Raw genomic sequence first — 24144 nt, forward strand, 5'->3', positions numbered from 1 at the left:
CGGTGCACGGACGAGGGCCGGGGGACGCGAACCCGCGTCCCCCGGCCCTCGTGCTGCCCTGTGTCCGGCCTACAGCGGCACCGGCGCGCCGTAGGTCATCGCGATGTCACCGGATGCGGTCTCGACCCGGGCGTACGGGCGGAGTGTGACCTGTCCGAGGGCCCCCGAGATGCTGCCGTGCACACCCGCGAGCCGGATCCTGGCCCCCGGGCCGTCGAACTCCTTCTCGCTGACCAGCGGGACGTCGGTGATACCGCCGGGTTCGAGGTCGACGATCAGATTCTGTTGCGGGATGATGTCGCCTGCCAGCATGCCGCGGTTCTCGAAGCCCAGCTCGACGTCGGGTTCGCCGAACACGTCGCCGAAGATGATGCCGTCGGTGTGCTCGAGCTCGAAGCCGAGGCCGGGGGTGTTCAGCTGTACCGACGCGCCCGTGAGGGCGACCGGGTAGCCGATCTGGTAGCCGAAGGACAGCTTGGTGCCGGTGAAACTAGCTGCCGTTGGGCCGTCGATGGTGACCTGCGCGTAGCCGTTGTGGAAGAACTCCCGGCTCAGCGGTGAGCTGTCGAGTGGCGGCACGGCATTGATGAAGGTGTCGCCCTGTGAGACTTCGACGCGATTACCCGCGCCGTCGATGAGGCTGTTCGCATTGTTGACCACCGCCGCCGAGGTGCCGTTGCCCAGAACCATTCCGACGGCCGCAACCGCGGCGATCGCAGCCGCTCGACGGGGCCCGGTTCCGCGGCGGCGCCGAGGTCCACGAATTCTTGCCATGAATCCACATCCGTTCGGTCGAGTTTTCCGATCACGTACTTGCGATTGGCTCAAATCAACACAGATCCCCGATGCTTCTCGAACGCTAGTTGATCTGTAAGGATGCCGCGACATTTTCGACGGTGTGGCGGTGAGTGTTCACGCGCGGTTCTGGTTTGCGGTCTCCCAGGCCTTGTCGTAACGGTTGCCGCCGGGGCGCTTGACGTCCTTGCTCCGGTAGACGATGTACGGCCGGCCCAGGTATCCGATCGGCGCGCTGAACACGTGCACCAGGCGGGTGTACGGCCAGATCGCCAGGAGCGCCAGCACCGTCAGCCCGTGCAGTTGGAAGCTCAGCGGGACGCCGACCATCAGGTCCGGCTGGGGGTTCAGCGTGAACAGGCTGCGGAACCAGGGCGAGACCGTCGAGCGGTAGTTGTAATCGCCCAGGATCAGGTTCTCTCCGAGAGTGTTGTACATCCCGGTCGCGATGACGGCGATGAACAGCACGTACATGATCTTGTCGCTGGTGCTGCTGGACTGACGCACGGCAGGAACACTGATCCGCCGGTACACGAGAATGGACAGGCCCACGACGGTGGCGATTCCCGCAGGCACACCCAATCCGACCGCGAGCAGGTGATAGGTGTGATCGGAGATGCCCAGCGCCTCTGTCCAACTGGCCGGGATCAGCACGCCGCCGATGTGCCCCGCGAGCACGGCCAGGATGCCGAAGTGGAACAGCGGGCTGCCCAGGCGCAGCAGACGGCTCTCGTACATCTGGGAGGAGCGGGTGGTCCAGCCGAACTGGTCCTTGCGGTAGCGCCAGATATGCCCGACCACGAATGAGGTGAGGGCGATATAGGGCAGGGTCAGCCACATCAGCGTGGTCACCGTCGTTCTCCCATCTCGGGGTGCAATGCGGGGTCGAGCGCGTACGTGTCGAGGCCGACCGCTTCCTCGGGTGGCCCCTCGGACGCCATCTTCGCCACCTTCTGCCGGTCGTCGGTATCGAGTTCCGGCAGGGTCGCGCAGACCGCGTCCAGGACGGCAGCGAAGGGGGAGTCGCTGTCGCGCAGCGACAGTCGGAGCACCTCGACGACGGCTCGGTGTTCGACCAGCAGCCGCCACCCGCGCGCGGCATCGGTCGTCGCCGCGAACTCGAGGACCACGGGCAGGAAGTCGGGCAGCTCGTGGTCACCCAGCGTCACGCCGCCGTTGCGGTAGGCGTTCTTGAAGCGCAGCAGCGCCATTCCACGATTACGGGTGTCTCCGTACGCGTAGTAGGACAGGTGCAGACTGCTGCGCCGACGCAGGTCGAACGTCTCGACGTACAGCGACGACAGCTCGATCCGGGGCGTGCGCTGCATGAAGTCCACGCAGGCAGCCAGGTCGCCGCCCGGCTGCCCCGGCACCGTCTCGGCCGCCGCGCGCAGATCGCCGAGCATCCCCAGCGTCTGCTCCGTCGGGTAGTCCAGCAGGAGGGCGGCGATCCGCCACACGACCCGCTGGTCCCGCTCGGACAGCGTCGCCTCCGCCCCTGGCCGGAACTTGTTGGACACCTTGCGGCGCAATCCGAGCGCGACCATCAGGCGCCGTCCGATCCCGGCGTCGGGATGCCGGTGCCCGGCCCGGTGCCGGATCCCGCCGCCGCCGGGATCAGCCCCCTTGTGCTCTTGCCGTCCCAGTTGAGCAGGTTGATCCGGCCGGACTTGTTGTCCGGTGCCGCACCGGAATTGGTGTCGACGACCTGCTCGGTGAGATGGAACTTGTCGGCCATCACGTCGAACGCGGTCATGCCCGGCCCGCCGTCGCCCTCGAGGCTGCACCCGGTGGCGAGCGCGTCGAGCCGGTGGGCGTCGGAGCCCGCCCCGTTCGGGATGACGTACCGGTCCTCGTACTTCGCGATCGCGAGCAGTCGGTACATCGACTCCAGTTCGGTCTCGGTCAACCGAACCGCGTTCGCGACCTCGGGCCGCGTCGGCTCACCCAGGTTGACCCGGCGCATGTGCGCGCGCATCGCCGCCAAACGCTGCAGGGAGGCACGTACGGGCCCGATCTCGCCCGCCGTGAAGAGTTCGGCCAGGTACTCGACCGGGATGCGGAGCGAGTCGATGGCGCCGAACAGGTTGTCGGCCTCCTCGCCGTCGTGGCCGGTGTCCGAGAGGGCCTCGACCATCGGCGACAGCGGCGGGATGTACCAGACCATCGGCATGGTGCGGTATTCCGGGTGCAGCGGCAGCGCCACCTGATAGTCGACGATCAGCTTGTAGACCGGGGAGTTCTGCGCGGCCTCGATGAACTCGGCGGAGATGCCCGCCCGCTCGGCCTCGGCGACCACCCTCGGGTCGTGCGGGTTGAGGAACACACCCAGCTGCGACGGGTAGAGATCCTTGTCATCGGTGACCGAGGCGGCCTCCAGCACCGCGTCGGCGTCGTACAGCATCACGCCGATGTACCGCAGCCGGCCGACGCATGTCTCCGAACAGATGGTCGGGATGCCGACCTCGATCCGCGGGTAGCAGAACGTGCACTTCTCGGCCTTGCCGGTCTTGTGGTTGAAGTAGATCTTCTTGTAGGGGCAGCCGGTGACGCACTGGCGCCAGCCGCGGCACTTGTCCTGGTCGACGAGCACGATGCCGTCCTCGGAACGCTTGTAGATCGCTCCGGAGGGGCAGGATGCCGCGCAGGCCGGGTTCAGGCAGTGCTCGCAGATGCGGGGCAGATAGAACATGAAGGTCTGCTCGAACTCGAGCTTGACCTTGGTGGAGACCTTGGCCAGCAACGGATCCTTGCCGACCTGCTCGGGTCCGCTGCCGAGGTCGTCGTCCCAGTTGGCACCCCAGGTGACCTTGGTGTCCTCACCGGTCAGCAGCGATTTCGGGCGGGCGACCGGGACCGTGTCCATGGCAGGCGAGGCCAGCAGGTTCTCGTAGTCGTAGGTCCACGGCTCGTAGTAGTCCGAGACCGTCGGCAGGTCGGGATTGGCGAAGATGTTGAGCAGGCGCTTGAGCCGGGAGCCGGTGCGCAGCGTCAGCTTGCCGCGCTTGTTGAGCGTCCAGCCGCCCTTCCACTTCTCCTGGTCCTGGTACTGCCTCGGATAACCCTGGCCAGGGCGGGTTTCCACGTTGTTGAACCAGGCGTACTCGACGCCGCCACGGTTGGTCCAGGCCTGCTTGCACGTGACGCTGCAGGTGTGGCAGCCGATGCACTTGTCCAGGTTCATCACCATGGCCATCTGCGCCATAACTCTCATCAGTACGTCACTTCCTGGTCGCGGCGGCGGATCGTGGTGACCTCGTCGCGCTGATTGCCGGTCGGGCCGTGGTAGTTCATCGCGAAGGACTGCTGGGCGTAGCCGCCGATCAGGTGCGAGGGTTTGATCATCAGCCGGGTCAGCGCGTTGTGGATGCCGCCGCGCTTTCCGGTGCGCTCGGTGCGCGGCACGTCTACCGCGCGATCCTGGGCGTGGTACATGAAGACGGTGCCCTCGGGCATCCGGTGGCTGACGATGGCGCGGGCGACGACGATGCCGTTCCGGTTGCTCGCCTCGATCCAGTCGTTGTCCGCCACACCGATCTTGGCGGCGTCCACGTCGGACATCCAGATGGACTGGCCGCCGCGCGAGAGCGTGAGCATGTGCAGGTTGTCCTGGTACGCCGAGTGGATCGACCACTTCGAGTGCGGGGTGAGGTACCGGACGGTGACGGTGCCGCCGACCCCGTTTCCATGGGTCTCGCCCACCGCGGGCTCGCTGAACAGCGCCGTCATGTCGAGCGGTGGACGGAAGATCGGCAGCTGCTCACCGAGCTCGGCCATCCAGTCGTGGTCGAGGTAGAAGTGCTGCCTGCCGGTGAGGGTGTGCCAGGGCTTGAGCCGCTCGGTGTTGATGGTGAACGGCGAGTACCGCCTGCCGCCGGTCTCCGACCCCGACCATTCCGGCGAGGTGATCACCGGCACCGGCCGGGCCTGGGTGTCCGCGAAACGGATTCGGGTGCCCTCGTTCTCGGCGGCCAGGTCGACCAGCTCGGTCCCGGTGCGCTCCTGCAGGTGCTCGAAGCCCTGGGTGGCCAGCCGTCCGTTGGTTGTGCCCGACAGCGCGAGGATCGCCTCGCAGGCGTGCTTGTCCTTGGCCAGCGAGGGACGCCCGGCCGCGACGCCGGTCTGCACCGTTCCGTTCACGCCGCGCAGGTACTCGACCTCCTCGGTGGGATGGGTGGTGACTCCCTTGGTGGTGAGGCCGAGCTCCTCGACCAGAGGGCCGAGCGCGCCGAGCTTCTCCGCGATCGCCGCGTAGTCCCGCTCGACGACGACGATCTTCGGCATCGTCCTGCCCGGGATCGGCTCGCATTCACCGCGTTTCCAGTCCAGCACCCGGCCGCCGGGCTGAGCGGTGGCGTCGTTGGTGTCGTGGATCAGCGGCATCGCGACGATGTCGCGCCGGGTGCCGAGGTGCTTCTCGGCCAGCCAGCTGAAGCCGCGGGCGATGCGGTGGAACGCCTCGAAGTCGGTCTTGGTCTCCCAGGGCGGGGAGATGGCGGGGGAGAAGGCGTGCACGAACGGGTGCATGTCCGTGCTGGACAGGTCGTGCTTCTCGTACCAGGTGGCGGCCGGCAGCACGACGTCGGAGAACAGCGTGGTGCTCGTCATCCGGAAGTCCAGCGTGGTGAGCAGGTCGAGCTTGCCTGCCGGTGCCTCGTCCCGCCAGATCAGCTCCTCGGGCCTAATCCCCTCGGAGTCGCGGGCATTGAGGTTCGAATCGGCGCCGAGCAGGTGCTTGAGGAAGTACTCGTTGCCCTTCGCGGACGAGCCGAGCAGGTTCGAGCGCCACACCGTGAGGCAGCGCGGGAAGTTCTCGGGCGCGTCCGGGTCCTCGACGGCGAACTGCAGGTGACCGGTCTTGAGACCGTCCACCACGTGCTCGGCCGCGCTCTTGCCCAGCCGGTCCGCCTCGTCCGCCAGGTCGAGGGGATTGCGGTTGAAGGTCGGGTAGCTCGGCATCCAACCGAGGCGGGTGGCGAGGGCGATGTTGTCCGCCGCCGTGCGGCCCGCGAACGTGCCGTTCGCCAGCGGCGAGGACATCACCTCGGCGGTGAAGGGGTCGTAGCGCCACTGGTCGGTGGCCAGGTACCAGAAGATCGTGCCCTGCATCTGTCGGGCGGGCCGGGACCAGTCCGAGCCGAATGCGAGTGTCGCCCAACCGGTGACAGGCCGGCACTTCTCCTGTCCGACGTAGTGTGCCCAGCCGCCGCCGTTGACGCCCTGGCAGCCCGTGAGCATGGTCAGGGTGAGGAAGGACCGGTAGATCTGGTCGGAGTGGAACCAGTGGTTGGTGCCCGCGCCCATCAGGATCATCGAGCGGCCGCCCGACCGGTCGGCATTGTCGGCGAACTCGCGGGCGACGCGCGCCGCGGCGGCAGCCGAGACGCCGGTGATGCCCTCCTGCCACGCGGGGGTGTACGGCTCCTCGGTGTCGTCGTAGCCGGTGGGCCAGTTGCCGGGCAGGTCCGGACGTCCGACGCCGTACTGGGCGAGCATGAGGTCGAACACGGTGGTCACGCGCCTGCCTGCCACCATCCGGGTCGGCACACCGCGGCGCAGCACCCCCGGGGTGGAGGTGTCGTAGCGCGGGAAGTCCACGGCGACCGCGTTGGCCGCCATCCCCGGATCCTCGTGCATGGTCATCAGCGGGTCGACGCCGTGCAGGTCGAGGTTCCAGTGGCCCTTGCCGGATTCGGTGAACCGGTGGCCCAGCGAGCCGCCGGGGACGACCGCCTCACCGGTCTCCGCGTTCAGCAGCACCGTCTTGTGCTCGGCGCCCTCCGCGGAGTCACCGAGATCGGCTGCGGTGAGGAACTTTCCGGGCACGTACCCGTCGCCCCGCTCGTCGAGCGTGATCAGGTACGGGAGGTCGGTGTACTTCTTGACGTACTCGGTGAACCGTTCGGTGTTCTTCTCGACGAAGAACTCCTTGAGGATCACGTGACCCATCGCCATCGCGAGGGCGCCGTCGGTGCCAGGGCGAGCGGGCAGCCACTGGTCCGCGAACTTCGTGTTGTCGGCGTAATCGGGGGAGACCACGACGACCTTCTGGCCGCGGTAGCGGGCCTCGGTCATGTAGTGGGCGTCCGGAGTTCGGGTGACCGGGACGTTCGAGCCCCACATGATCAGGTAGCCGGCGTCGAACCAGTCGGCCGATTCGGGCACGTCGGTCTGGTCGCCGAACACCTGCGGCGAGGCCTCGGGAAGGTCGGCATACCAATCGTAGAAGGACAGCATCGCGCCACCGATGAGCGAGATGAACCGGGTGCCGACCGCATGGCTGACCATCGACATGGCGGGGATCGGCGAGAACCCGGCGACGCGGTCGGGGCCGTACTTCTTGATGGTGTGCACGTGCGCGGCCGCTACGATCTCGGCGGCCTCCCACCACTCGGCTCGGACGAAGCCGCCCTTGCCGCGGGCGGACTTGTAGCGCTTGGACTTCTCGGGGTCGGAGGCGATGTCCTCCCACGCGAGCACGGGATCCTTGAGGCGTTCCTTGGCATCGCGGTACATCTCGAGCAGCACACCGCGCACGTACGGGTAACGGACCCGCGCGGGCGAGTAGGTGTACCAGGAGAACGAGGCGCCGCGGGGGCAGCCGCGCGGCTCGTACTCGGGCTTGTCCGGGCCGATCGACGGGTAGTCGGTCTGCTGGGCCTCCCAGGTGATGATCCCGTCCTTGACGTAGATCTTCCAGGAGCAGGAACCGGTGCAGTTCACGCCGTGCGTCGACCGGACCACCTTGTCGTAGGACATCCGGTCGCGGTAGAACTCGTCCGACGAGCGGCCGCCGATCTGGTACAGCGTGCGCAGGTCCTCGGAGGCCTCGCCGCGCTGGAAGTGCTTGCCGAACTTGAGCAGGGAATCGGCGAGATCTGTTCCCGCGACTCCGGTTGTGCTGCCGGGCTTGGTCGAGATTGGCATCGGTACCTCTCCGAGGATCTTCGGGCCCTGCCGCCGGCTGGGCCCCACTTGTTGAGCTGCGTCTTGTGTGCCAGGTGCCTAGATGTCGACCGTCACCATTCCGTCGACGACCCGGGCCGTGTAGGTCTGCGCCGCGCCGACACCCTCCGAGGTGCACGCGCCCGTGTCGAAGGAGAACGCGTACTGGTGCAGCGGACACATCACGACGCCGCCGTCGATCTGACCGTCGGCGAGCGGGCCGCCCTTGTGCGGGCACACCGCATCCATCGCGCGGATCGTGCCGTCCGACAACAGGAACACCGCCAGCTGGAGCCCACGGACGACGTACGCCCTGCCCTCGCCCGGGGTCAGGTCGGTGACCGCGCCGAGCGTCGTCGGCGTCGCGCCCTCGGCGATGGCGGTCATCGGACCGGCACCTGGGGGAGCGGGAGCAGCGGAAGCGACGGCACGAACTGTGCCGGCGATTTCGGTTCGGTGCGTTCCTGCCATGGGTCGCGGTACCCGGCGACCGCGATGGCCATGCGCTCGTCCAACCCGGCCACGGCCCCCTCCTCGTCGCGGATCAGTATGGCCTGCAAGTGTTCCAGTCCCACCCGTGGAACCCAGGCATATGTGCGTTCCAGCCACTTCGCGTCCTCGCGGTAGTACTGGATGAAGCGGCCTGCCACGTCGAGTACCGCGTCCGACGATTCGACGGTCGCGAGCAGATCGCCCTTTCGGATGTGGGCCCCCGCCGCGCCGCCGACATAGATCTCCCACCGGTCCTCGCCCACCGAGACCACGCCGAAGTCCTTGCACAGCGCCTCGGAGCAGTTCCTCGGGCAGCCCGCGACCGCCAGCTTGAGCTTGGCGGGCGTCTCGAGCCCCTGGAACCGCTCCTCGAGTGCGATGCCCAACGCGGTCGAGTCGCCAAGACCGTACCGACAGAAGTCGCTGCCGACACAGGTTTTCACCGTGCGCATGCTCTTGCCGTAGGCGTAGCCCGACGGCATGTCCAGATCACCCCACACCTTGGGCAGGTCTTCCTTGCGGATGCCGAGCAGGTCGATGCGCTGGCCGCCGGTGACCTTCACCAGCGGCACCTGGTACTTGTCGGCGACATCGGCGATGCGGCGCAGTTGGTCCGGGGTGGTCACCCCGCCCTTCATCTGCGGCACCACCGAGAAGGTGCCGTCCCGCTGGATGTTCGCGTGCACCCGGTCGTTGATGAAGAGGGCGCCGCGCTCGTCGACCCAGTCCGGTCCCCAGATGGTGCGCAGCAGCGAGGCCAGCGGCATCTTGGACCCCGCGTCCTCGGTGCCGTCGGTCGCGAGTGCCGTGAACACCTGGGAGACCGCGCGCAGGTCCTGCTCCCGGATCGCGGAGATCAGCTCGGCCTTGGTCATCGGGATGCACGGGACGTACCAGTCGGCGGACGGATCCGGCACCAGCGCGCCACCCGCCGCGCAGGCGACGATGTCGGCCACGAGCCCCTTGCAGGAGCCGCAGCCCTTTCCCGCCCTGGTCTTCGCGATGACCTCGCCGAGCGAGGACGCGCCCGCGTGCACGCAGGACACGATGTCGCCCTTGCTGACCCCGTTGCAGTTGCAGACCTGGGTGTCGTCCGGCAGGTCGGCCGCGCTGGTCGCGGCGCCGCCGTCGGCGAGGTCGAACAGCAGGCTGAGGCGGTCCTCCGGGAGTTCGATCTTGCCGTCGAAGGCCTGGGTCAGCATCCCGGCCTTGCCGACCTCGCCCATCAGGGTCGCCCCGATCAGCTTGCCGTCGCGCACCACGACGTTCTTGTAGGTGCCGTTGCGCGAATCGTAGAACTGGAGGAACTCGTCGCCGTCGAGTTCGGGGCCCTTGACGCCCATCGCCGCGACGTCGACGCCTGCGACCTTCAGCTTGGTGGTCGACCGTGAACCCTCGTAGGCGGCTTCGGGATTCGAACCGGTGAGGTGTTCGGCCAGCACCACGGCCTGCTCCCATACCGGCGCGACGAGTCCGTACAGCTCGCCGCGGTGCTGTGCGCACTCGCCGACCGCGTAGACCGAACCCTCGTCCTCGCAGCGCATCTGGTCGTCGACGACGATGCCGCGTTCGATCACCAGTCCGCCCGCGCGGGCCAGCTCGGTGTTCGGTCGGATTCCGGCGGTGACGACGACCATGTCGGCGGCGAGTGAGCTGCCGTCGGTGAAGGCGACACCCGTCACCCGTCCCTGCTCGTCGTGCAGCACCGCGTCGGTCCGGACCGAGGTGTGCACACCAACGCCAAGCGCCTCGATCTTGGCGCGCAGCACCGATCCGCCGCGCTCGTCGAGCTGCTGGTTCATCAGGTGCCCGGGGGAATGGACGACGTTGACCGTCAGCCCCTGGGTGCGCAGCCCGTAGGCCGCCTCGAGCCCGAGCAGACCGCCGCCGATGACCACCGCGGAGACGTCGTCCTCGGCCTGTGCCATCTGCAGCATGCCGTTCGTGTCGGCGATGGTGCGGAATCCGAACACGCCCCGCGCGAGCCGTCCGTCGGCCTCGCGCAGGCCGTCCATGTTCGGGAAGAAGGTGTTGCTGCCGGTCGCGACGATCAGGACGTCGTAGGCGACCTCGCGGTCGCTCTCGCAGGTCACGGTCTTGGCGAACCGGTCGAGCCGGATGGCGCGGTCGCCGGCGTACAGCGTCACGCCGTTCTCCCGGTACCAGCTCATCGGGTTGAGGATCAGGTCCTCGTCGTCGGTGCTGGACTCGCCCGCCAGCACGTGCGAGAGCATGATCCGGTTGTAGTTGCCGTACGGCTCGTCGCCGATCATCGTGATGTCGAACTGGTCGCGGCCGCCTCTGGCGAGGATCTCCTCCACCGTGCGGGCGCCCGCCATTCCGTTGCCGATCACAACCAGTCGTCGCATCAGAGCACCACCTGTCCGAGGTCCGTGACGGCCCCGCCGGTGTACCTGTCCACGCTGCGCAGGTACCGCCGTGTGCTCGTCATGGATTCGAGGGTGCTGCGCTCCGGTGACGAAGTGGATGCGCAGAGGTTACGTGGGAATCAGGAAGAACTCACCGGCCGGAGAGGCCACATGTCAGGACATGAATCACAGGCCTGTGATCTGGCAGGATCGGCCCCGCGGGCCGGGGCCGATCCTGCCGAAAGGGCTCCCGCCGACCGGGAGAGACGAATCTCACAGACCGCCGAAGCTGCCCGGTCCACGCCTGCGCAGGTAGCGCTCGAACTCGGCCGCGATGGCGTCGCCGTCGATCTTGGAGATGACCTCCGAGATGTCGACCTCCGCATCGCCGCGCTCCTCCAGCGAGCGAACGTACTCGGTGATCTCCTCGTCGTCCTTGGTCATCTCGGTGACCGACTGCTCCCACTCCTCGGCCTGTGCCGGCAACTCGCCGAGCGGAACCTCCACGTCGAGCACCTCCTCCACCCGCTGCAGGAGCGCGACGGTGGCCTTCGGATTCGGGGGCTGCGACACGTAGTGGGGGACGGCGGCCCAGAACGAGATCGCGGGAACCCCGGCCTTGACGCATTCGTCCTGGAGCACCCCGGTGATCCCGGTCGGCCCCTCGTATCGGGTCTGTTCCAGGTTGAACCGTTCGGCCGACTCCGTGCTGTACGCCGTGCCGGTGACCGGCACCGGCCGGGTGTGCGGCGTGTCGGCGAGTAGCGCGCCGAGGATGACCACGGTGGTGACGCCGAGGTCCTCGATGATCTCGAGCAGGTCGTCGCAGAAGCTGCGCCAGCGCATGTTCGGCTCGATGCCGCGCAGGATCAGCACGTCCCGTTCGCTGCCGGGGGGCGAGCACACCGAGACCCGGGTGGCGGGCCACTCGATCTCGCGGGTGACCCCGTCGACCTGGCGAACCGTCGGACGATTGACCTGGTAGTCGTAGTAGTCCTCGGAGTCGAGTTCGGCCAGCGGTCGTGCGTCCCAGATGAGTTCCAGGTGCTCGACCGCGCCGCTGGCGGCGTCGCCCGCGTCGTTCCAGCCCTCGAAGGCGGCGACGAGAATGGGGTCACGCAGCGCGGGCGCGTCGTGCTCGGACGTGACTTCGGGTTCGCTTGGACTCACCCGACCAGCCTACGACCAGGGTCCTTCAAGGGGCCCACTACTCTGGACGGCATGTCTGCCCCATTTCACTCCGCCCTGTTGGATGCGCTGTCGCAGCGCGTTGTCATCGGCGACGGTGCGATGGGAACCATGCTGCAGGCCGCGGACCTCACCCTCGACGATTTCCTCGGCCTCGAGGGCTGCAACGAAATCCTGAACGAAACCCGCCCCGACGTGCTCGCGGACATCCACCGGGCGTACTTCGAGTCCGGCGCCGACGCCGTCGAGACCAACACCTTCGGATGCAACCTGCCCAACCTCGCGGACTACGACATCTCGCACCGGATCCGCGATCTCTCCGAGCGCGGTACCCGGATCGCCCGCGAGGTCGCCGACGAGATGGGCCCCGGCCGGGACGGCATGGCGCGGTTCGTGCTCGGTTCGATGGGGCCCGGTACCAAGCTCCCCACCCTCGGGCACGCGCCGTTCGCGGTGCTCCGTGACGCGTACACCGAATCCGCGCTCGGCATGATCGAGGCGGGCGCCGACGCCATCCTGGTCGAGACCTGCCAGGACCTGCTGCAGGTCAAGGCCGCGATCATCGGTAGCCAGCACGCCATGGAGAAGCTCGGACGCCGGATCCCGATCATCACCCATGTCACCGTCGAGACCACCGGAACCATGTTGCTCGGCAGCGAGATCGGCGCCGCGCTGACCGCGCTCGAGCCGCTGGGCATCGACATGATCGGCCTCAACTGCGCGACCGGGCCCGCGGAGATGAGCGAGCACCTGCGGCACCTGTCCAAGCACTCGACGCTGCCGGTGTCGGTGATGCCGAACGCCGGACTCCCCGTGCTGGGCGCGAATGGCGCCGAATACCCGCTCACCGCACCGGAACTCGCGGAGGCCCTGAGCGGCTTCGTGTCGGAGTTCGGGCTCGGCATGGTCGGCGGTTGCTGTGGCACCACGCCCGACCACATCCGTCAGGTCGCCGACGCGGTGCGACTGGTCGAGAAGGCCACGCGCACCCCGGTTCCCGAGCCCGGTACGTCCTCGCTGTACGCCGCGGTCCCGTTCGAGCAGGATGCCAGCATCCTGATGATCGGTGAGCGCACGAACTCCAACGGTTCCAAGGCATTCCGCGATGCGATGATCTCCGGGGACCTGGATCGGTGCATCGACATAGCGAAGGACCAGACCCGCGACGGCGCGCACATGCTCGACCTCAACGTCGACTACGTCGGGCGCGACGGCGCTGCCGACATGACCGCACTCGCGAGCAGGCTCGCGACCGCCTCGACGCTGCCGATCATGATCGACTCGACGGAACCTGAGGTGATCCGGGCCGGCCTCGAGCACCTCGGCGGGCGGTCCGCGGTCAACTCGGTGAACTACGAGGACGGCGACGGGCCGGATTCGCGGTTCCAGAAGATCATGCGGCTGGTCAAGGAGCACGGCGCCGCTGTCGTCGCGCTGACCATCGACGAGGAGGGCCAGGCGCGCACCGCCGAGCACAAGGTGCGGATCGCGGAGCGGCTGATCGAGGACATCACCGTCAACTGGGGCCTCGACGAGTCCGACATCATCATCGATGCGCTCACCTTCCCGATCTCGACCGGTCAGGAGGAGGTGCGTAAGGACGGCATCGAGACGATCGAGGCGATCCGACAGCTGAAGGCGTCTCACCCCCGCATCCACTTCACCCTCGGCATCTCGAACATCTCGTTCGGACTCAACGCCGCCGCCAGGCAGGTCCTCAATTCGGTCTTCCTGCACGAGTGCACGGAGGCGGGCCTGGACACCGCGATCGTGCACGCGTCGAAGATCCTGCCGATGGCGCGGATCCCGGAGGAGCAGCGCCAGGTGGCGCTCGACCTGGTCTACGACCGCCGCCGCGAGGGCTACGACCCGCTGCAGAAGCTGATGGAGCTGTTCGAGGGCGTTTCCGCGGCCTCGGCCCGCGAGACCCGCGCACAGGAGCTCGCCGGTCTGCCGCTGTTCGAGCGGCTCGAGCGGCGCATCGTCGACGGCGAGCGCAACGGACTCGAGGCCGACCTCGACGAGGCGATGACCGAGAAGCCTCCGCTGGTGATCATCAACGAGACACTGCTGGGCGGCATGAAGATCGTCGGCGAGCTGTTCGGGTCCGGACAGATGCAGTTGCCCTTCGTGCTCCAGTCCGCCGAGGTGATGAAGGCGGCCGTGGCGTACCTCGAGCCGCACATGGAGGCCACCGACGAGGACGGCAAGGGCCGGATCGTGCTGGCCACCGTCAAGGGCGATGTGCACGACATCGGCAAGAACCTGGTCGACATCATCCTCAGCAACAACGGCTACGAGGTGGTCAACCTCGGCATCAAGCAGCCGATCGCGACCATCCTCGACGCGGCGATCGACAAGAAGGCCGACGTGATCGGCATGTCCGGGCTGCTGGTGAAGTCGACCGTGGTGATGAAGGAGAACCTGCAGGAGCTCAACGCCAAGGGCGTCTCCGAGCAGTTCCCGGTCCTGCTCGGCGGAGCGGCACTGACGCGGACCTACGTCGAGAACGACCTCGCCGACATCTACGAGGGCGAGGTGTCCTACGCGCGCGACGCCTTCGAGGGCCTGCGGCTGATGGACACCATCATGACCACCAAGCGTGGCGGTGGACCGGACCCGGACAGCCCCGAGGCACTGGCCGCGAAGGAGAAGGCCGCCGAACGCAAGGCGCGCCACGAGCGCTCGAAGCGAATCGCCGAGGCGCGCAAGGCCGCCGAGGTCCCGGTCGAGGTGCCCGAACGTTCCGATGTCGCCACCGACATCGGGATCCCGACGCCGCCGTTCTGGGGCAGCCGCATCGTCAAGGGCATCTCGCTGGCGGACTACTCCGGTCTGCTCGACGAGCGGGCGCTGTTCCTGGGGCAGTGGGGCCTGCGCGGGCAGCGCGCAGGCGACGGTCCCACCTACGAGGAGCTGGTGGAGACCGAGGGCAGGCCGCGGCTGCGCTACTGGCTGGACCGGCTCAGCACCGACGGCATCCTCGCGCACGCCGCGGTGGTGTACGGCTACTTCCCGGCCGTCTCCGAGGGCGACGACGTGGTCGTGCTCACCGAGCCGACTCCCGATGCGCCGGAACGGTTCCGGTTCACCTTCCCGCGTCAGCACCGGGATCGGTTCCTGTGCATCGCCGACTTCGTGCGCTCGCGCGAGGAGGCACGGCGCACCGGCCAGGTCGATGTGCTGCCGTTGAACCTGGTGACGATGGGCCAGCCGATCGCGGACTTCGCGAACGAACTGTTCGCCGCGAACTCGTACCGGGACTACCTGGAGGTGCACGGCATCGGCGTGCAGCTCACCGAGGCGCTCGCCGAGTACTGGCACCGCCGGGTCCGCGAGGAGCTGGTGCTGGCGGGCGGGCACAACCTCGCCGAGCAGGATCCCGACGACGTCGAGGACTTCTTCAAGCTCGGTTACCGGGGCGCCCGTTACTCGTTCGGTTACGGCGCCTGCCCCGACCTCGAGGACCGCGCCAAGATGGTGGCACTACTCGAGCCGGAGCGGATCGGCGTTGTGCTGTCCGAGGAGTTGCAGCTGCATCCCGAGCAGTCGACCGATGCGTTCGTGCTGCACCACCCCGAGGCCAAGTACTTCAATGTCTGAGGCCTCGGTGTTCGAGGCGTCGATGACGGTGTCCGGTCCCGATCTCAAGGCCGTGCTCTGGGACATGGACGGCACCCTGCTCGACTCCGAGAAGCTCTGGGACGTCGCCATGCACGAGCTCGCCGCCGAGCTGGGCGGGGTGATGTCGGAGAGCACGCGGCACGCCATCATCGGCGCCTCCGGCCCCGATGCGCTGGCGATGATCTTCGGTGCGCTCGAGCTGGACCCGACACCCGCGGCCCTCGCGGACGCCGCGGCGTGGATGAACGGCCGTGTGACCGAGCTGTTCTCGCTCGGCATCCCGTGGCGGCCGGGCGCACGGGAGGCGCTGCGCACGGTGCGCGCGAGCGGGCTGCGCACCGCGCTGGTGACCAATACCGAGCGGGTGCTGGCCGAGCAGGCGCTGGACACGTTGGGGCGCGAGCACTTCGACGTCACCGTCTGCGGTGACGAGGTTCCGCGCGGCAAGCCCGAGCCGGATCCGTATCTGCGTGCGGCGGAACTGCTCGGCATCGCCCCCGAACACTGCCTGGCCGTCGAGGATTCGCCGACCGGTTCGGCGGCAGCGGAGGCGGCAGGCTGCGCGGTCCTGGTGGTGCCGTGCGAGGTCGCGGTGCCGGTCGGACCGCGGCGGGTGCACCGGGAGAGCCTCGAGGGGATCGGGGAATCGGGGTTCGCCGCGGCGTGGCGGACCGTCCACGCCTGAGCCGAGCCATGGCAGGATTCCCGGCATGACGCCTCGGTGGACCGGTCGGCTCCTGCGTGGGGTGGCCGCGTCGACCGTGGCCGTCGCTGTGCTGGCGTCCTGCTCGGCAGGCGCAGGCCTGTCGAGCGCGGGCGGACCGGATACGTTCACCGTCGCACTCACCGCGAAACCGGACAACCTCGACTTCACCCGCACCGCGGGCGCGGCGATCCCGCAGGCGTTGCTGGACAACGTGTACGAGGGGCTGGTCCGGCTCGACGACCACGGCGCGATCGTCCCGCTGCTGGCCTCCTCGTGGACGGTCAGCCCGGACCGGACCGTCTACGAGTTCGCGCTGCGGGAGGACGCGACCTTCTCCGACGGCGAGGCGTTCACCTCCGAGGACGTCAAGTTCAGCCTCGACCGGGTCAAGACCGAGTGGACCGCGAACTCGCCTGCGCTGATGGCTGTGGTCGATCGGGTGGAGACACCGTCGCCGCATCTGGCACGGGTGATCCTGCGGGCGCCGAGCAACGCCTGGCTGTTCAACATGACAGGACCCGTCGGCGCCATGTTCACCCCGCGCGGCGTCACCCAGCTGGCCACCACCGCGATCGGGACCGGCCCGTTCACAGTGGCGCGCTGGAACCCGGGCTCGGAGCTGGTGCTCGCGGCCAACCCCCGCTACTGGGGCGCGCAACCGGCCATGAAGACGGTGCGGCTGAAGTACTTTGCCGATGCCACCGCGCAGGCGAACGCGATGCTCAGCGGCGGGGTGGACGCTATCTACGGTCTCGGGGCCCCGCAACTGCTCGGTCAGTTCGGCGCCGATCCCCGGTTCCGGGTCATCGAGGGCGGCACCAACGGCGAGGTCACACTGTCGATGAACGGGGCGGTCGCGCCCTTCGACGACATTCGGGTCCGCCGGGCGGTGATGTATGCCGTGGATCGGAAGGCCGTGCGGGACACAGCGTATGCGGGCTACGGCGAGCTCATCGGATCGATGGTGCCGCCCACCGACCCCTGGTACGAGGATCTCACCGGCGTATACCCGTTCGATCCGCAGCGGGCCCGCGAGTTGCTGGCCGAGGCGGGCACCCCGAATCCCGTGGTGCGGTTCGACGTGCCGAACCTGCCCTATGCCACCGCCGCCGCACAGGTGGTGAGTTCGCAACTGCAGCAGGTCGGTTTCACCGTGAAGACCAATCCGGTCGAGTTCCCCGCGGTGTGGCTCGATTCCGTGTTCGGCAGACACGCGTACCAGATGTCGGTGATCCAGCACTCCGAGCCGCGGGACATCGTCACCTTCGGCAATCCCGACTATTACTGGGGCTATCGCAATCCCGAGGTCAGTCGGCTGATCGCGGAGGCCGATGCGGCGGACGAGGCCGGCTACGTCGAGAACATGCGGACGGTGGCGCGCACGATCACCGACGAGGCGGCGGCGGACTGGCTCTTCCTCTTTCCGCTCCTCGCGGTGACCGATGCCGACATCTCCGGGCTCCCGGCGAACGCGACCTCCCTGGCGCTCGACCTGTCCCGGGTTCGGCGCGGGTAGGGCGGGGTGATGGCGATCGCGCTGGCAAGGCGGCTCGGTATCTTCGCGCTCACGGCCGCGTTCGCGTCGGTGCTCGTGTTCGCGTTGCTGTCTGTGCTCCCCGGTGACCCAGCGCGAATCGCGCTGGGGGTGCAGGCCTCGGCCGAGGAGGTGGCCAGGGAGCGGACCGCGATGGGCCTCGACGCGCCTGCCCATGTGCGCTACGGCAATTGGGTGTGGGGCATGCTGCACGGCGACATGGGCGAGTCCTACCTGACCAGGCAGCCGGTCGGGCCGGAGATCTTCGATCGGTTGCAGGTCACGCTCTGGGTCGTCGGTGCGGCCATGGTGGTCGCGCTGCTGGTCGCGATCCCGCTCGGGGTCCTTGCCGCGATCCGGCGCAGCCGCCCCGACGGAGTGCTGATCGGCGGGCTCAGCCAGGTGGGCATCGCGATCCCGGCGTTCCTGGCAGGCGTGCTGTTGGTCACCGTGTTCGCCGTCGAGCTGGGCTGGTTGCCGTCGAGCGGTTGGCAGGCGCCGATCGAGGGGATCGGCGGGTTCCTCAGCTACCTGACGTTGCCCGCGTTGGCTCTTGGACTGGTGCAGGGTTCGGTACTGACGCGGTACGTCCGTTCCGCCGTGCTCGACGAGCTGGGGGCGGACTATCTGCGGACGGCGCGGGCCAAGGGGTTGACCAGGACGGGAGCGCTGCTGCGGCACGGGTTGCGCAACGCCGCCGTGCCGGTGGTCACCGTCGCCGGCCTCCAGCTGGCCACGCTGCTGATCGGGGCCGTTGTCGTCGAGCGGGTCTTCGTGGTGCCCGGGCTCGGCAGTCTGTTGCTGGACAAGGTGAGTCAGCGGGACATGGCGGAGGTGCAGTCCATCGTGATGGTGCTGGTGTTGATGGTGCTGCTGCTCAATCTCGTGGTGGACCTGCTCTACACCGCGATCGATCCCCGCATGCGGAGCGCGGCATGACACAGCATGCGGAGCGCGGCATGAATCGGGTTCGGTGGTCGGGCACGCTGACCCTGGGCGTCGGACTGGTCGCCGCGGTCGTGTTGGCCGCGCTGCTCTCCTTCGCCTGGACGCCCTACGACCCGACAGTGGTCGACTCCGGTGCGCGGCTGCTGCATCCGAGCGCCCGACACTGGCTGGGCACCGATGATTTCGGCCGGGACATCTTCAGCTCGCTCCTCGTCGGTGCCAGGACGACGCTGCTGGTCGGCGTCGTGGCCGTGGCCATCGCGGCGTCGATCGGCATCCCGATCGGGGTGGCCGCCGGGATGCGCCCCGGTGTGCCGGACGAGATCCTGATGCGTGGCAACGACGTGCTCCTTGCGTTCCCCGCGTTGCTGCTGGCCATCGTCTTCGCCGCGGTCTGGGGCGGGTCGACGGTGACGGCGATGACCGCACTCGGCGTCGGGACCGCGCCCGCGTTCGCTCGCGTCGCCCGCGGCGGAACCAGACAGGTGATGGCCAAGGATTACGTGCTGGCGGCGCGGGCGGCGGGCAAGAGCTCGCTGCGGATCGCGCTGCGGCACGTGCTGCCCAACATCTCCAGCGCGCTGATCGTGCAGGCATCGGTGACCTTCGCGATCGCCGTGCTGGCCGAGGCCGCGCTCTCCTATCTGGGCTTCGGGACCCCGCCGCCGACCCCGTCGTGGGGCCGGATGCTGCAGGAGTCGCAGCCGTACCTGTACCTGCAGCCCGCGGTGATGCTGTGGCCCGGCCTTGCGATCGCGCTGACCGTGCTCGGGTTCAACCTGCTCGGCGACGGGCTGCGCGACCGATTCGACCCGAAGACGGTGCGGCAGTGACGGGCCCGCTGGTCGAGGTCTCGGACCTCACCGTCCGCGCGGGCGGTCGCACCCTGCTGGACGGAATCGGGTTCACGCTGAACCGGGGTGAGCGGCTGGGGCTGATCGGCGAATCCGGGTCGGGTAAGTCGCTGACCGCACTGAGCCTGATGGGGCTGCTGCCGGACCAGCTGTCGGCGACCGGTTCGATCGCCCTCGACGGCGTCGACGCGAATCTCGTCGGCGCGCCGGAGCGGTTGCTGACCACCCTGCGGGGAGACGACCTGGGGATGGTCTTCCAGGAGCCGATGACGGCGCTGAACCCGTTGATGAAGGTGGGCAGGCAGGTCGCCGAGGTGATCGAGCTGCACGACGGCGCGCTGAGCCGCGGCGAGCGGCGGGAGGCGGCGCTGGCGCAGCTCGCCGCGGTCAATCTTCCCGACCCGGTGCGCATCGCCCGGTCCTATCCGCACGAACTGTCCGGTGGGCAGCGGCAGCGGGTCCTGATCGCCATCGCGATGGCGAACCGCCCTCGGGTGCTGATCTGCGACGAGCCGTCCACCGCCCTCGACGTGACCGTGCAGGCGCAGATCCTCGACCTGATCGACACCACGGTCCGCGAGCACGACACCGCGTTGCTGTTCATCACGCACGACCTGGCCGTTGTCTCCGCGCTGTGCGACCGGGTGCTGGTGATGCGGGACGGGGCGATCCTCGAGTCCGGACCCATCGAGCGGGTGTTCGGGGCTCCGCAGCACCCCTACACCCGCGCCCTGCTCGAGGCGTCGGACCTGAGCGGGTCGAGGCTCAGAGGGACGGCGGCGGCCGTATCGGTGCCGGCGCCGGGGGAGCCCACGGAGGCCGCGCAGGTGTCGAACGAGCAGGCCGAGCCGCTGGTGTCCGTGCGGGGGCTCGGTCGCACCTACCGAGGGTCACGGTCCTCGCTCCGGAGTCGGGCGGAGCCCGTGCACGCACTGGCCGACGCGTCGTTCGACATCGGTCGCGGCCAGCGGTTCGGCGTGGTCGGCGAATCGGGTTCGGGCAAGTCCACGCTGATCCGGTTGCTGTGTGCCCTCGACACACCGACGGCGGGTTCGATCGTGGTGGACGGGCAGGAGGTCGTCGGGGCACGGGAACGGGAGCTGCGCCAGTTCCGGCGCGATGTCTCCATCGTCTTCCAGGATCCGATGGGTTCGCTCGACCCGCGGATGAAGGTCGGCGACGTGGTGTCCGAGCCGCTCGACACGCGCGCGGGTTCGGCCGAGGCCGTCGCCCAGATGCTCACCGCCGTCGGGCTGGAGCCGGCGATGGCGCACCGGTACCCGCACCAGTTCTCCGGCGGTCAACGCCAGCGCATCTCGATCGCCCGCGCCCTGATCACCAAGCCGAAGATCCTGGTAGCGGACGAGCCGGTCAGCGCGCTCGACGTCTCGGTGCGCGCTCAGGTCCTCGACCTGCTGGCCGAGCTGGTCGACGAGTACGGGCTGACGTTGCTGTTCGTCTCGCACGATCTGGCCGTTGTCCGGCACGTGTGCGACGTGGTCGCGGTGATGCACCGGGGCCGGATCGTGGAGTGCGGGCCGACCGAGGACGTGTACGAGCGGCCGCGGGAGGAGTACACGCGAACGCTCATCGCGAGCGCCCCGAAACTGGTCCTGCCGGACCTCTGATCCCCCGTACCGACTGCTTGCAGGTCGCTCGAAACAACACTGGGGGCGGGTTGTGGCGGGGCGGTGGGGAGTCCCGGCTCGTCCGTGAAAGAATCGTGACCCGTGAAGACCTTCGATTCGCTGTTCGCCGAGCTGACCGACCGTGCCGCCACCCGTCCCGAGGGCTCCGGCACCGTGGCCGCGTTGGACGCGGGCGTCCATGCGCAGGGCAAGAAGGTGCTCGAGGAGGCGGGTGAGGTGTGGATCGCCGCCGAGCACGAGAATGACGAGTCGCTGTCCGAGGAGATCTCGCAGCTGCTCTATTGGGTGCAGGTGCTGATGGTCGGTCGTGGCCTCAAGCTCGAGGACGTCTACCGACATCTGTGAGTCGCGCTCCGCACCGACTCCGCACGTCCTCTGGCCACTTCTCGCCACTTCCGGAAGGAACACCCCCATGCTGCGCGTCGCAGTACCGAACAAGGGCTCGCTGTCCGAGTCCGCCGCCGAGATCCTCGACGAGGCCGGCTACCGCCGCCGTACCGACTCCCGTGACCTGACCGTCCTCGATCCGGCCAACCAGGTCGAGTTCTTCTTCCTCCGCCCCAAGGACATCGCGATCTACGTCGGGTCCGGCGAACTCGACCTCGGCATCACCGGTCGTGATCTCGCCCTCGATTCCGGCGCCCCGGTCTCCGAGCGGCTGTCCCTCGGGTTCGGTCGGTCGAGCTTCCGCTACGCGGCCCCCGCGGGCAAGGACTGGTCGCCCGCCGACCTGGCAGGCCTCCGGATCGCCACCTCGTACCCGAATCTGGTGCGCAGGGACCTCGCCGCCCGCGGCATCGAGGCGACCGTCATCCGTCTGGACGGCGCCGTGGAGATCTCGATCCAGCTCGGCGTCGCGGACGCCATCGCCGATGTCGTCGGTTCCGGTCGCACGCTGCGCCAGCACAACCTGGTGGCCTTCGGCGAATCCCTGTGCGACTCCGAGGGCGTGCTGATCCAGCGCGAGGGCTCGGACGGCACCGACAAGGCCCGCAACCAGCTGATCGCCCGCGTGCAGGGCGTCGTCTTCGCGCAGCAGTACCTGATGCTCGACTACGACTGCCCGCGCGCGCTGCTCGACGAGGCGCTGCGGATCACCCCCGGCTTGGAGTCGCCGACGATCTCGCCGCTGGCCGACGAGGCGTGGGTCGCGATCCGCGCGCTGGTGCCGCGCAAGGTCAGCAACGACGTGATGGATCAGCTCGCCGAGATCGGCGCCAAGGCGATCCTGGCGTCCGACATCAGGTCCTGCCGGGCCTTTTGACGCGGCGGCGTCCGCGTAGAACAACGTCGAACGGCCCCGGTCACACCTCAGGTGTGACCGGGGCCGTCGACGTTCCGTGGTCAGTACAGCCGGCGCTCGTGCAGATTGCGGTCGAACGCCGGGATGGGCCCGCCGTCGCGGAGGATCGTCGCGAGGGCCGGATCGGCCAGGTGCAGTCGCCCGATGGCGACCAGGTCGAACTCCACGTCCTCCAGTCGGCGGAGGAGCCCGTCGAGATCCGCGGGACCCGGCGTGCCGGCATCGCGAAGCGACTTGTCGAGCCCGACGCTGCCCACCGCCATGCTGACCGCGCCGGTCAGCTTCTTTGCCCAACCGGCCAGGGTCAGCTCGCTGCCCTCGAACGCGGGGGCGTCGAACCGGCGGATGCTCGCGTCGAGCACGTCCACCCCGGCCTCCACCAGCGCGTTCAGGACGACGGCGAGCTCGTCGGGGGTGTTAGCGATCCGCGCCCCGTAATCCTGCTGCTTGTGCTGCGAGAACCGGTAGAAGATCGGCAGGTCGGCACCGATCTCGCGCCGGATCGCCCGCACCACCTCCACCGGGAACTCCGTGCGTCGTTGCAGGTCACCGCCCCAGCGATCGCTTCGCTGGTTCGTCGATTCCCAGAGGAAGGCGTCCAGCAGGTAGCCGTGCCCGGCGTGGATCGCGATCCCGTCGAACCCGACGTCGACCGCATTGCGCGCCGACCGCACATAACCGTCGATGACGTCCGCGATGTCGCGCTCGGTCATCGCCTGCGTGGGAACGCTCGCCCGCGCGAGGTAGTCCTCCGGGTAGACGGTCTTTCCGACCCGACCCCACAGCCCGGAGGGGCGCATCGGCGTCAGTGCCGGATCCACTGCGCGCATCGCGCCCCACAGCGGACCGACGTGCCACAGCTGGGGAATGATCCGGCCGCCTGCCGCGTGCACCTCGTCGATCACGGTGCGCCATCCCGCCAGCGCCGACTCGCCGTGCAGGCGGGGGACTCTGGTGCTGTCGACGGCCGTCGGATGGTCGATCGCCACGCCCTCGGTGATCAGCAGACCGGTACCGCCCTCGGCGCGTCGCCGGTAGTAGGCGGCCACGTCCGGGCCCGGCACCCCGGCAGGGGAGTGCTCTCGAGTCATGGGGGACATGACTATCCGGTTGGGCAGCGCCAGCGACCGGATCTGCAGCGGGGCGAAGAGCGGGTTCACAGCGCCTGCAGGTAGTCGAAGAAGCCCTCGGTCACGTCCTCACGCAGCCGGGTGAGCTTCCGATAGCTGATCAGCCAGCGGCCGTTCACCTTTCGGTACTCCTCGTGGTAGTGCCCGTAGCCGTGGAGATGTTCCTCGTGGTCGCCGTTGGTCCACCACAGCTTGTCCTCCATCGCCCAGATCCCGCGGGCGGTGTCGTCGGAGGTCAGCTCGATCTCCGGGGTGTGGCCGTGGTGGACGGTGGTCACCGCGGTCGGTCCGCCGAGCAGGGTGCTGATCGCGCGGGTCAGTTTGTCCTTGCCCACGACGCGGTTCGAGGTGCCGCCGGTCTGCGGCTGCTTGTCTCCGGGCAGCCCGCCCCACGTCTCGGAGACCACGTCGTCGGTGTGCAGTGTCGGGTAGAGGTCCCACTGCTTGTTGTCCATGCATCGCAGCCGCGCCGCGAAGGTGCGCTTGATCTGTTCGATCGCCAGGAGTTGTTCGGGGACGGTCAGTGTGAGCTCGGATTTCATGGCAACACGCTGTCAGGGGTCCGGCGTGCGGGCAATTCTCGTTTCCGATCAGCGGACTCGGGCCA

18 protein-coding genes are annotated in these 24144 nt (G+C 68.5%); 8 read left to right on the top strand and 10 right to left on the bottom strand.

Annotated features, from left to right (window positions below):
- Positions 1 to 69 precede the first annotated feature (69 nt).
- From FCG67_RS10265 to FCG67_RS10300, 8 genes are all read right to left on the bottom strand, one after another.
- On the bottom strand, positions 70 to 774 hold the full coding sequence (locus FCG67_RS10265; protein ID WP_136909487.1) for an MspA family porin: 705 nt from the start codon (positions 772 to 774) through the stop codon (positions 70 to 72).
- A 138-nt stretch (positions 775 to 912) separates the two neighbouring features.
- Entirely contained in the window at positions 913 to 1647 is a 735-nt protein-coding gene (gene narI / locus FCG67_RS10270; RefSeq protein ID WP_136909489.1) for a respiratory nitrate reductase subunit gamma, read from the bottom strand.
- The gene (gene narJ / locus FCG67_RS10275) at positions 1644 to 2342 is read right to left on the bottom strand and encodes a nitrate reductase molybdenum cofactor assembly chaperone (RefSeq protein ID WP_136909491.1); all 699 of its coding nucleotides are present in this window, start codon (positions 2340 to 2342) and stop codon (positions 1644 to 1646) included. Before narJ ends, narI begins: the two co-directional genes overlap by 4 nt.
- Positions 2342 to 4000 carry a nitrate reductase subunit beta gene (gene narH / locus FCG67_RS10280; protein WP_136909912.1) on the bottom strand — a complete coding sequence of 553 codons (1659 nt, stop codon included), beginning with the start codon at positions 3998 to 4000 and terminating at the stop codon, positions 2342 to 2344. The genes narJ and narH overlap by 1 nt, the downstream gene beginning before the upstream one ends.
- An 8-nt stretch (positions 4001 to 4008) precedes the next feature.
- The gene (locus FCG67_RS10285; protein WP_136909493.1) at positions 4009 to 7722 is read right to left on the bottom strand and encodes a nitrate reductase subunit alpha; all 3714 of its coding nucleotides are present in this window, start codon (positions 7720 to 7722) and stop codon (positions 4009 to 4011) included.
- A 78-nt stretch (positions 7723 to 7800) separates the two neighbouring features.
- Positions 7801 to 8127 (bottom strand): Rieske (2Fe-2S) protein, encoded by a 327-nt coding sequence (locus FCG67_RS10290; RefSeq protein WP_136909495.1) that lies wholly within the window; start codon positions 8125 to 8127, stop codon positions 7801 to 7803.
- A complete protein-coding gene (gene nirB, locus FCG67_RS10295; RefSeq protein ID WP_136909497.1) occupies positions 8124 to 10601 on the bottom strand; it encodes a nitrite reductase large subunit NirB in 2478 nt (825 codons plus the stop codon). Before nirB ends, FCG67_RS10290 begins: the two co-directional genes overlap by 4 nt.
- Positions 10602 to 10874: 273 nt before the next feature.
- The gene (locus FCG67_RS10300; RefSeq protein WP_027501842.1) at positions 10875 to 11771 is read right to left on the bottom strand and encodes a PAC2 family protein; all 897 of its coding nucleotides are present in this window, start codon (positions 11769 to 11771) and stop codon (positions 10875 to 10877) included.
- Positions 11772 to 11822: 51 nt separating this feature from the next.
- Here FCG67_RS10300 and metH point away from each other — a divergent pair, with 51 nt between their 5' ends.
- From metH to hisG, 8 genes are all read left to right on the top strand, one after another.
- Positions 11823 to 15392: a methionine synthase gene (metH, locus tag FCG67_RS10305; RefSeq protein ID WP_136909498.1), complete on the top strand. Its 3570-nt coding sequence runs from the start codon at positions 11823 to 11825 to the stop codon at positions 15390 to 15392.
- Positions 15385 to 16098 (top strand): HAD family hydrolase, encoded by a 714-nt coding sequence (locus FCG67_RS10310; protein WP_425467814.1) that lies wholly within the window; start codon positions 15385 to 15387, stop codon positions 16096 to 16098. Before metH ends, FCG67_RS10310 begins: the two co-directional genes overlap by 8 nt.
- Positions 16099 to 16123: 25 nt before the next feature.
- Positions 16124 to 17635: an ABC transporter substrate-binding protein gene (locus FCG67_RS10315; RefSeq protein ID WP_136909500.1), complete on the top strand. Its 1512-nt coding sequence runs from the start codon at positions 16124 to 16126 to the stop codon at positions 17633 to 17635.
- Positions 17636 to 17644: 9 nt separating this feature from the next.
- On the top strand, positions 17645 to 18592 hold the full coding sequence (locus tag FCG67_RS10320; protein WP_136909502.1) for an ABC transporter permease: 948 nt from the start codon (positions 17645 to 17647) through the stop codon (positions 18590 to 18592).
- Between the two features lie 20 nt (positions 18593 to 18612).
- Entirely contained in the window at positions 18613 to 19434 is an 822-nt protein-coding gene (locus FCG67_RS10325) for an ABC transporter permease (RefSeq protein ID WP_136909916.1), read from the top strand.
- On the top strand, positions 19431 to 21083 hold the full coding sequence (locus FCG67_RS10330) for a dipeptide ABC transporter ATP-binding protein (RefSeq protein WP_136909504.1): 1653 nt from the start codon (positions 19431 to 19433) through the stop codon (positions 21081 to 21083). Before FCG67_RS10325 ends, FCG67_RS10330 begins: the two co-directional genes overlap by 4 nt.
- 102 nt (positions 21084 to 21185) lie before the next feature.
- Positions 21186 to 21449 (top strand): phosphoribosyl-ATP diphosphatase, encoded by a 264-nt coding sequence (locus tag FCG67_RS10335; protein WP_136909506.1) that lies wholly within the window; start codon positions 21186 to 21188, stop codon positions 21447 to 21449.
- 67 nt (positions 21450 to 21516) lie between these two features.
- A complete protein-coding gene (hisG, locus tag FCG67_RS10340) occupies positions 21517 to 22368 on the top strand; it encodes an ATP phosphoribosyltransferase (protein WP_136909508.1) in 852 nt (283 codons plus the stop codon).
- An 80-nt stretch (positions 22369 to 22448) separates the two neighbouring features.
- On the opposite strand, the gene FCG67_RS10345 is transcribed toward hisG, so the two are convergent.
- Complete coding sequence (locus FCG67_RS10345) at positions 22449 to 23567, bottom strand: NADH:flavin oxidoreductase (protein WP_136909510.1); 1119 nt, start codon at positions 23565 to 23567, stop codon at positions 22449 to 22451.
- Positions 23564 to 24079 carry a nuclear transport factor 2 family protein gene (locus FCG67_RS10350; RefSeq protein ID WP_136909512.1) on the bottom strand — a complete coding sequence of 172 codons (516 nt, stop codon included), beginning with the start codon at positions 24077 to 24079 and terminating at the stop codon, positions 23564 to 23566. Before FCG67_RS10350 ends, FCG67_RS10345 begins: the two co-directional genes overlap by 4 nt.
- Positions 24080 to 24144: the final 65 nt, after the last annotated feature.

This window comes from Rhodococcus oryzae (genome assembly GCF_005049235.1).
Taxonomy (GTDB): Bacteria; Actinomycetota; Actinomycetes; order Mycobacteriales; family Mycobacteriaceae; genus Rhodococcus_G; species Rhodococcus_G oryzae.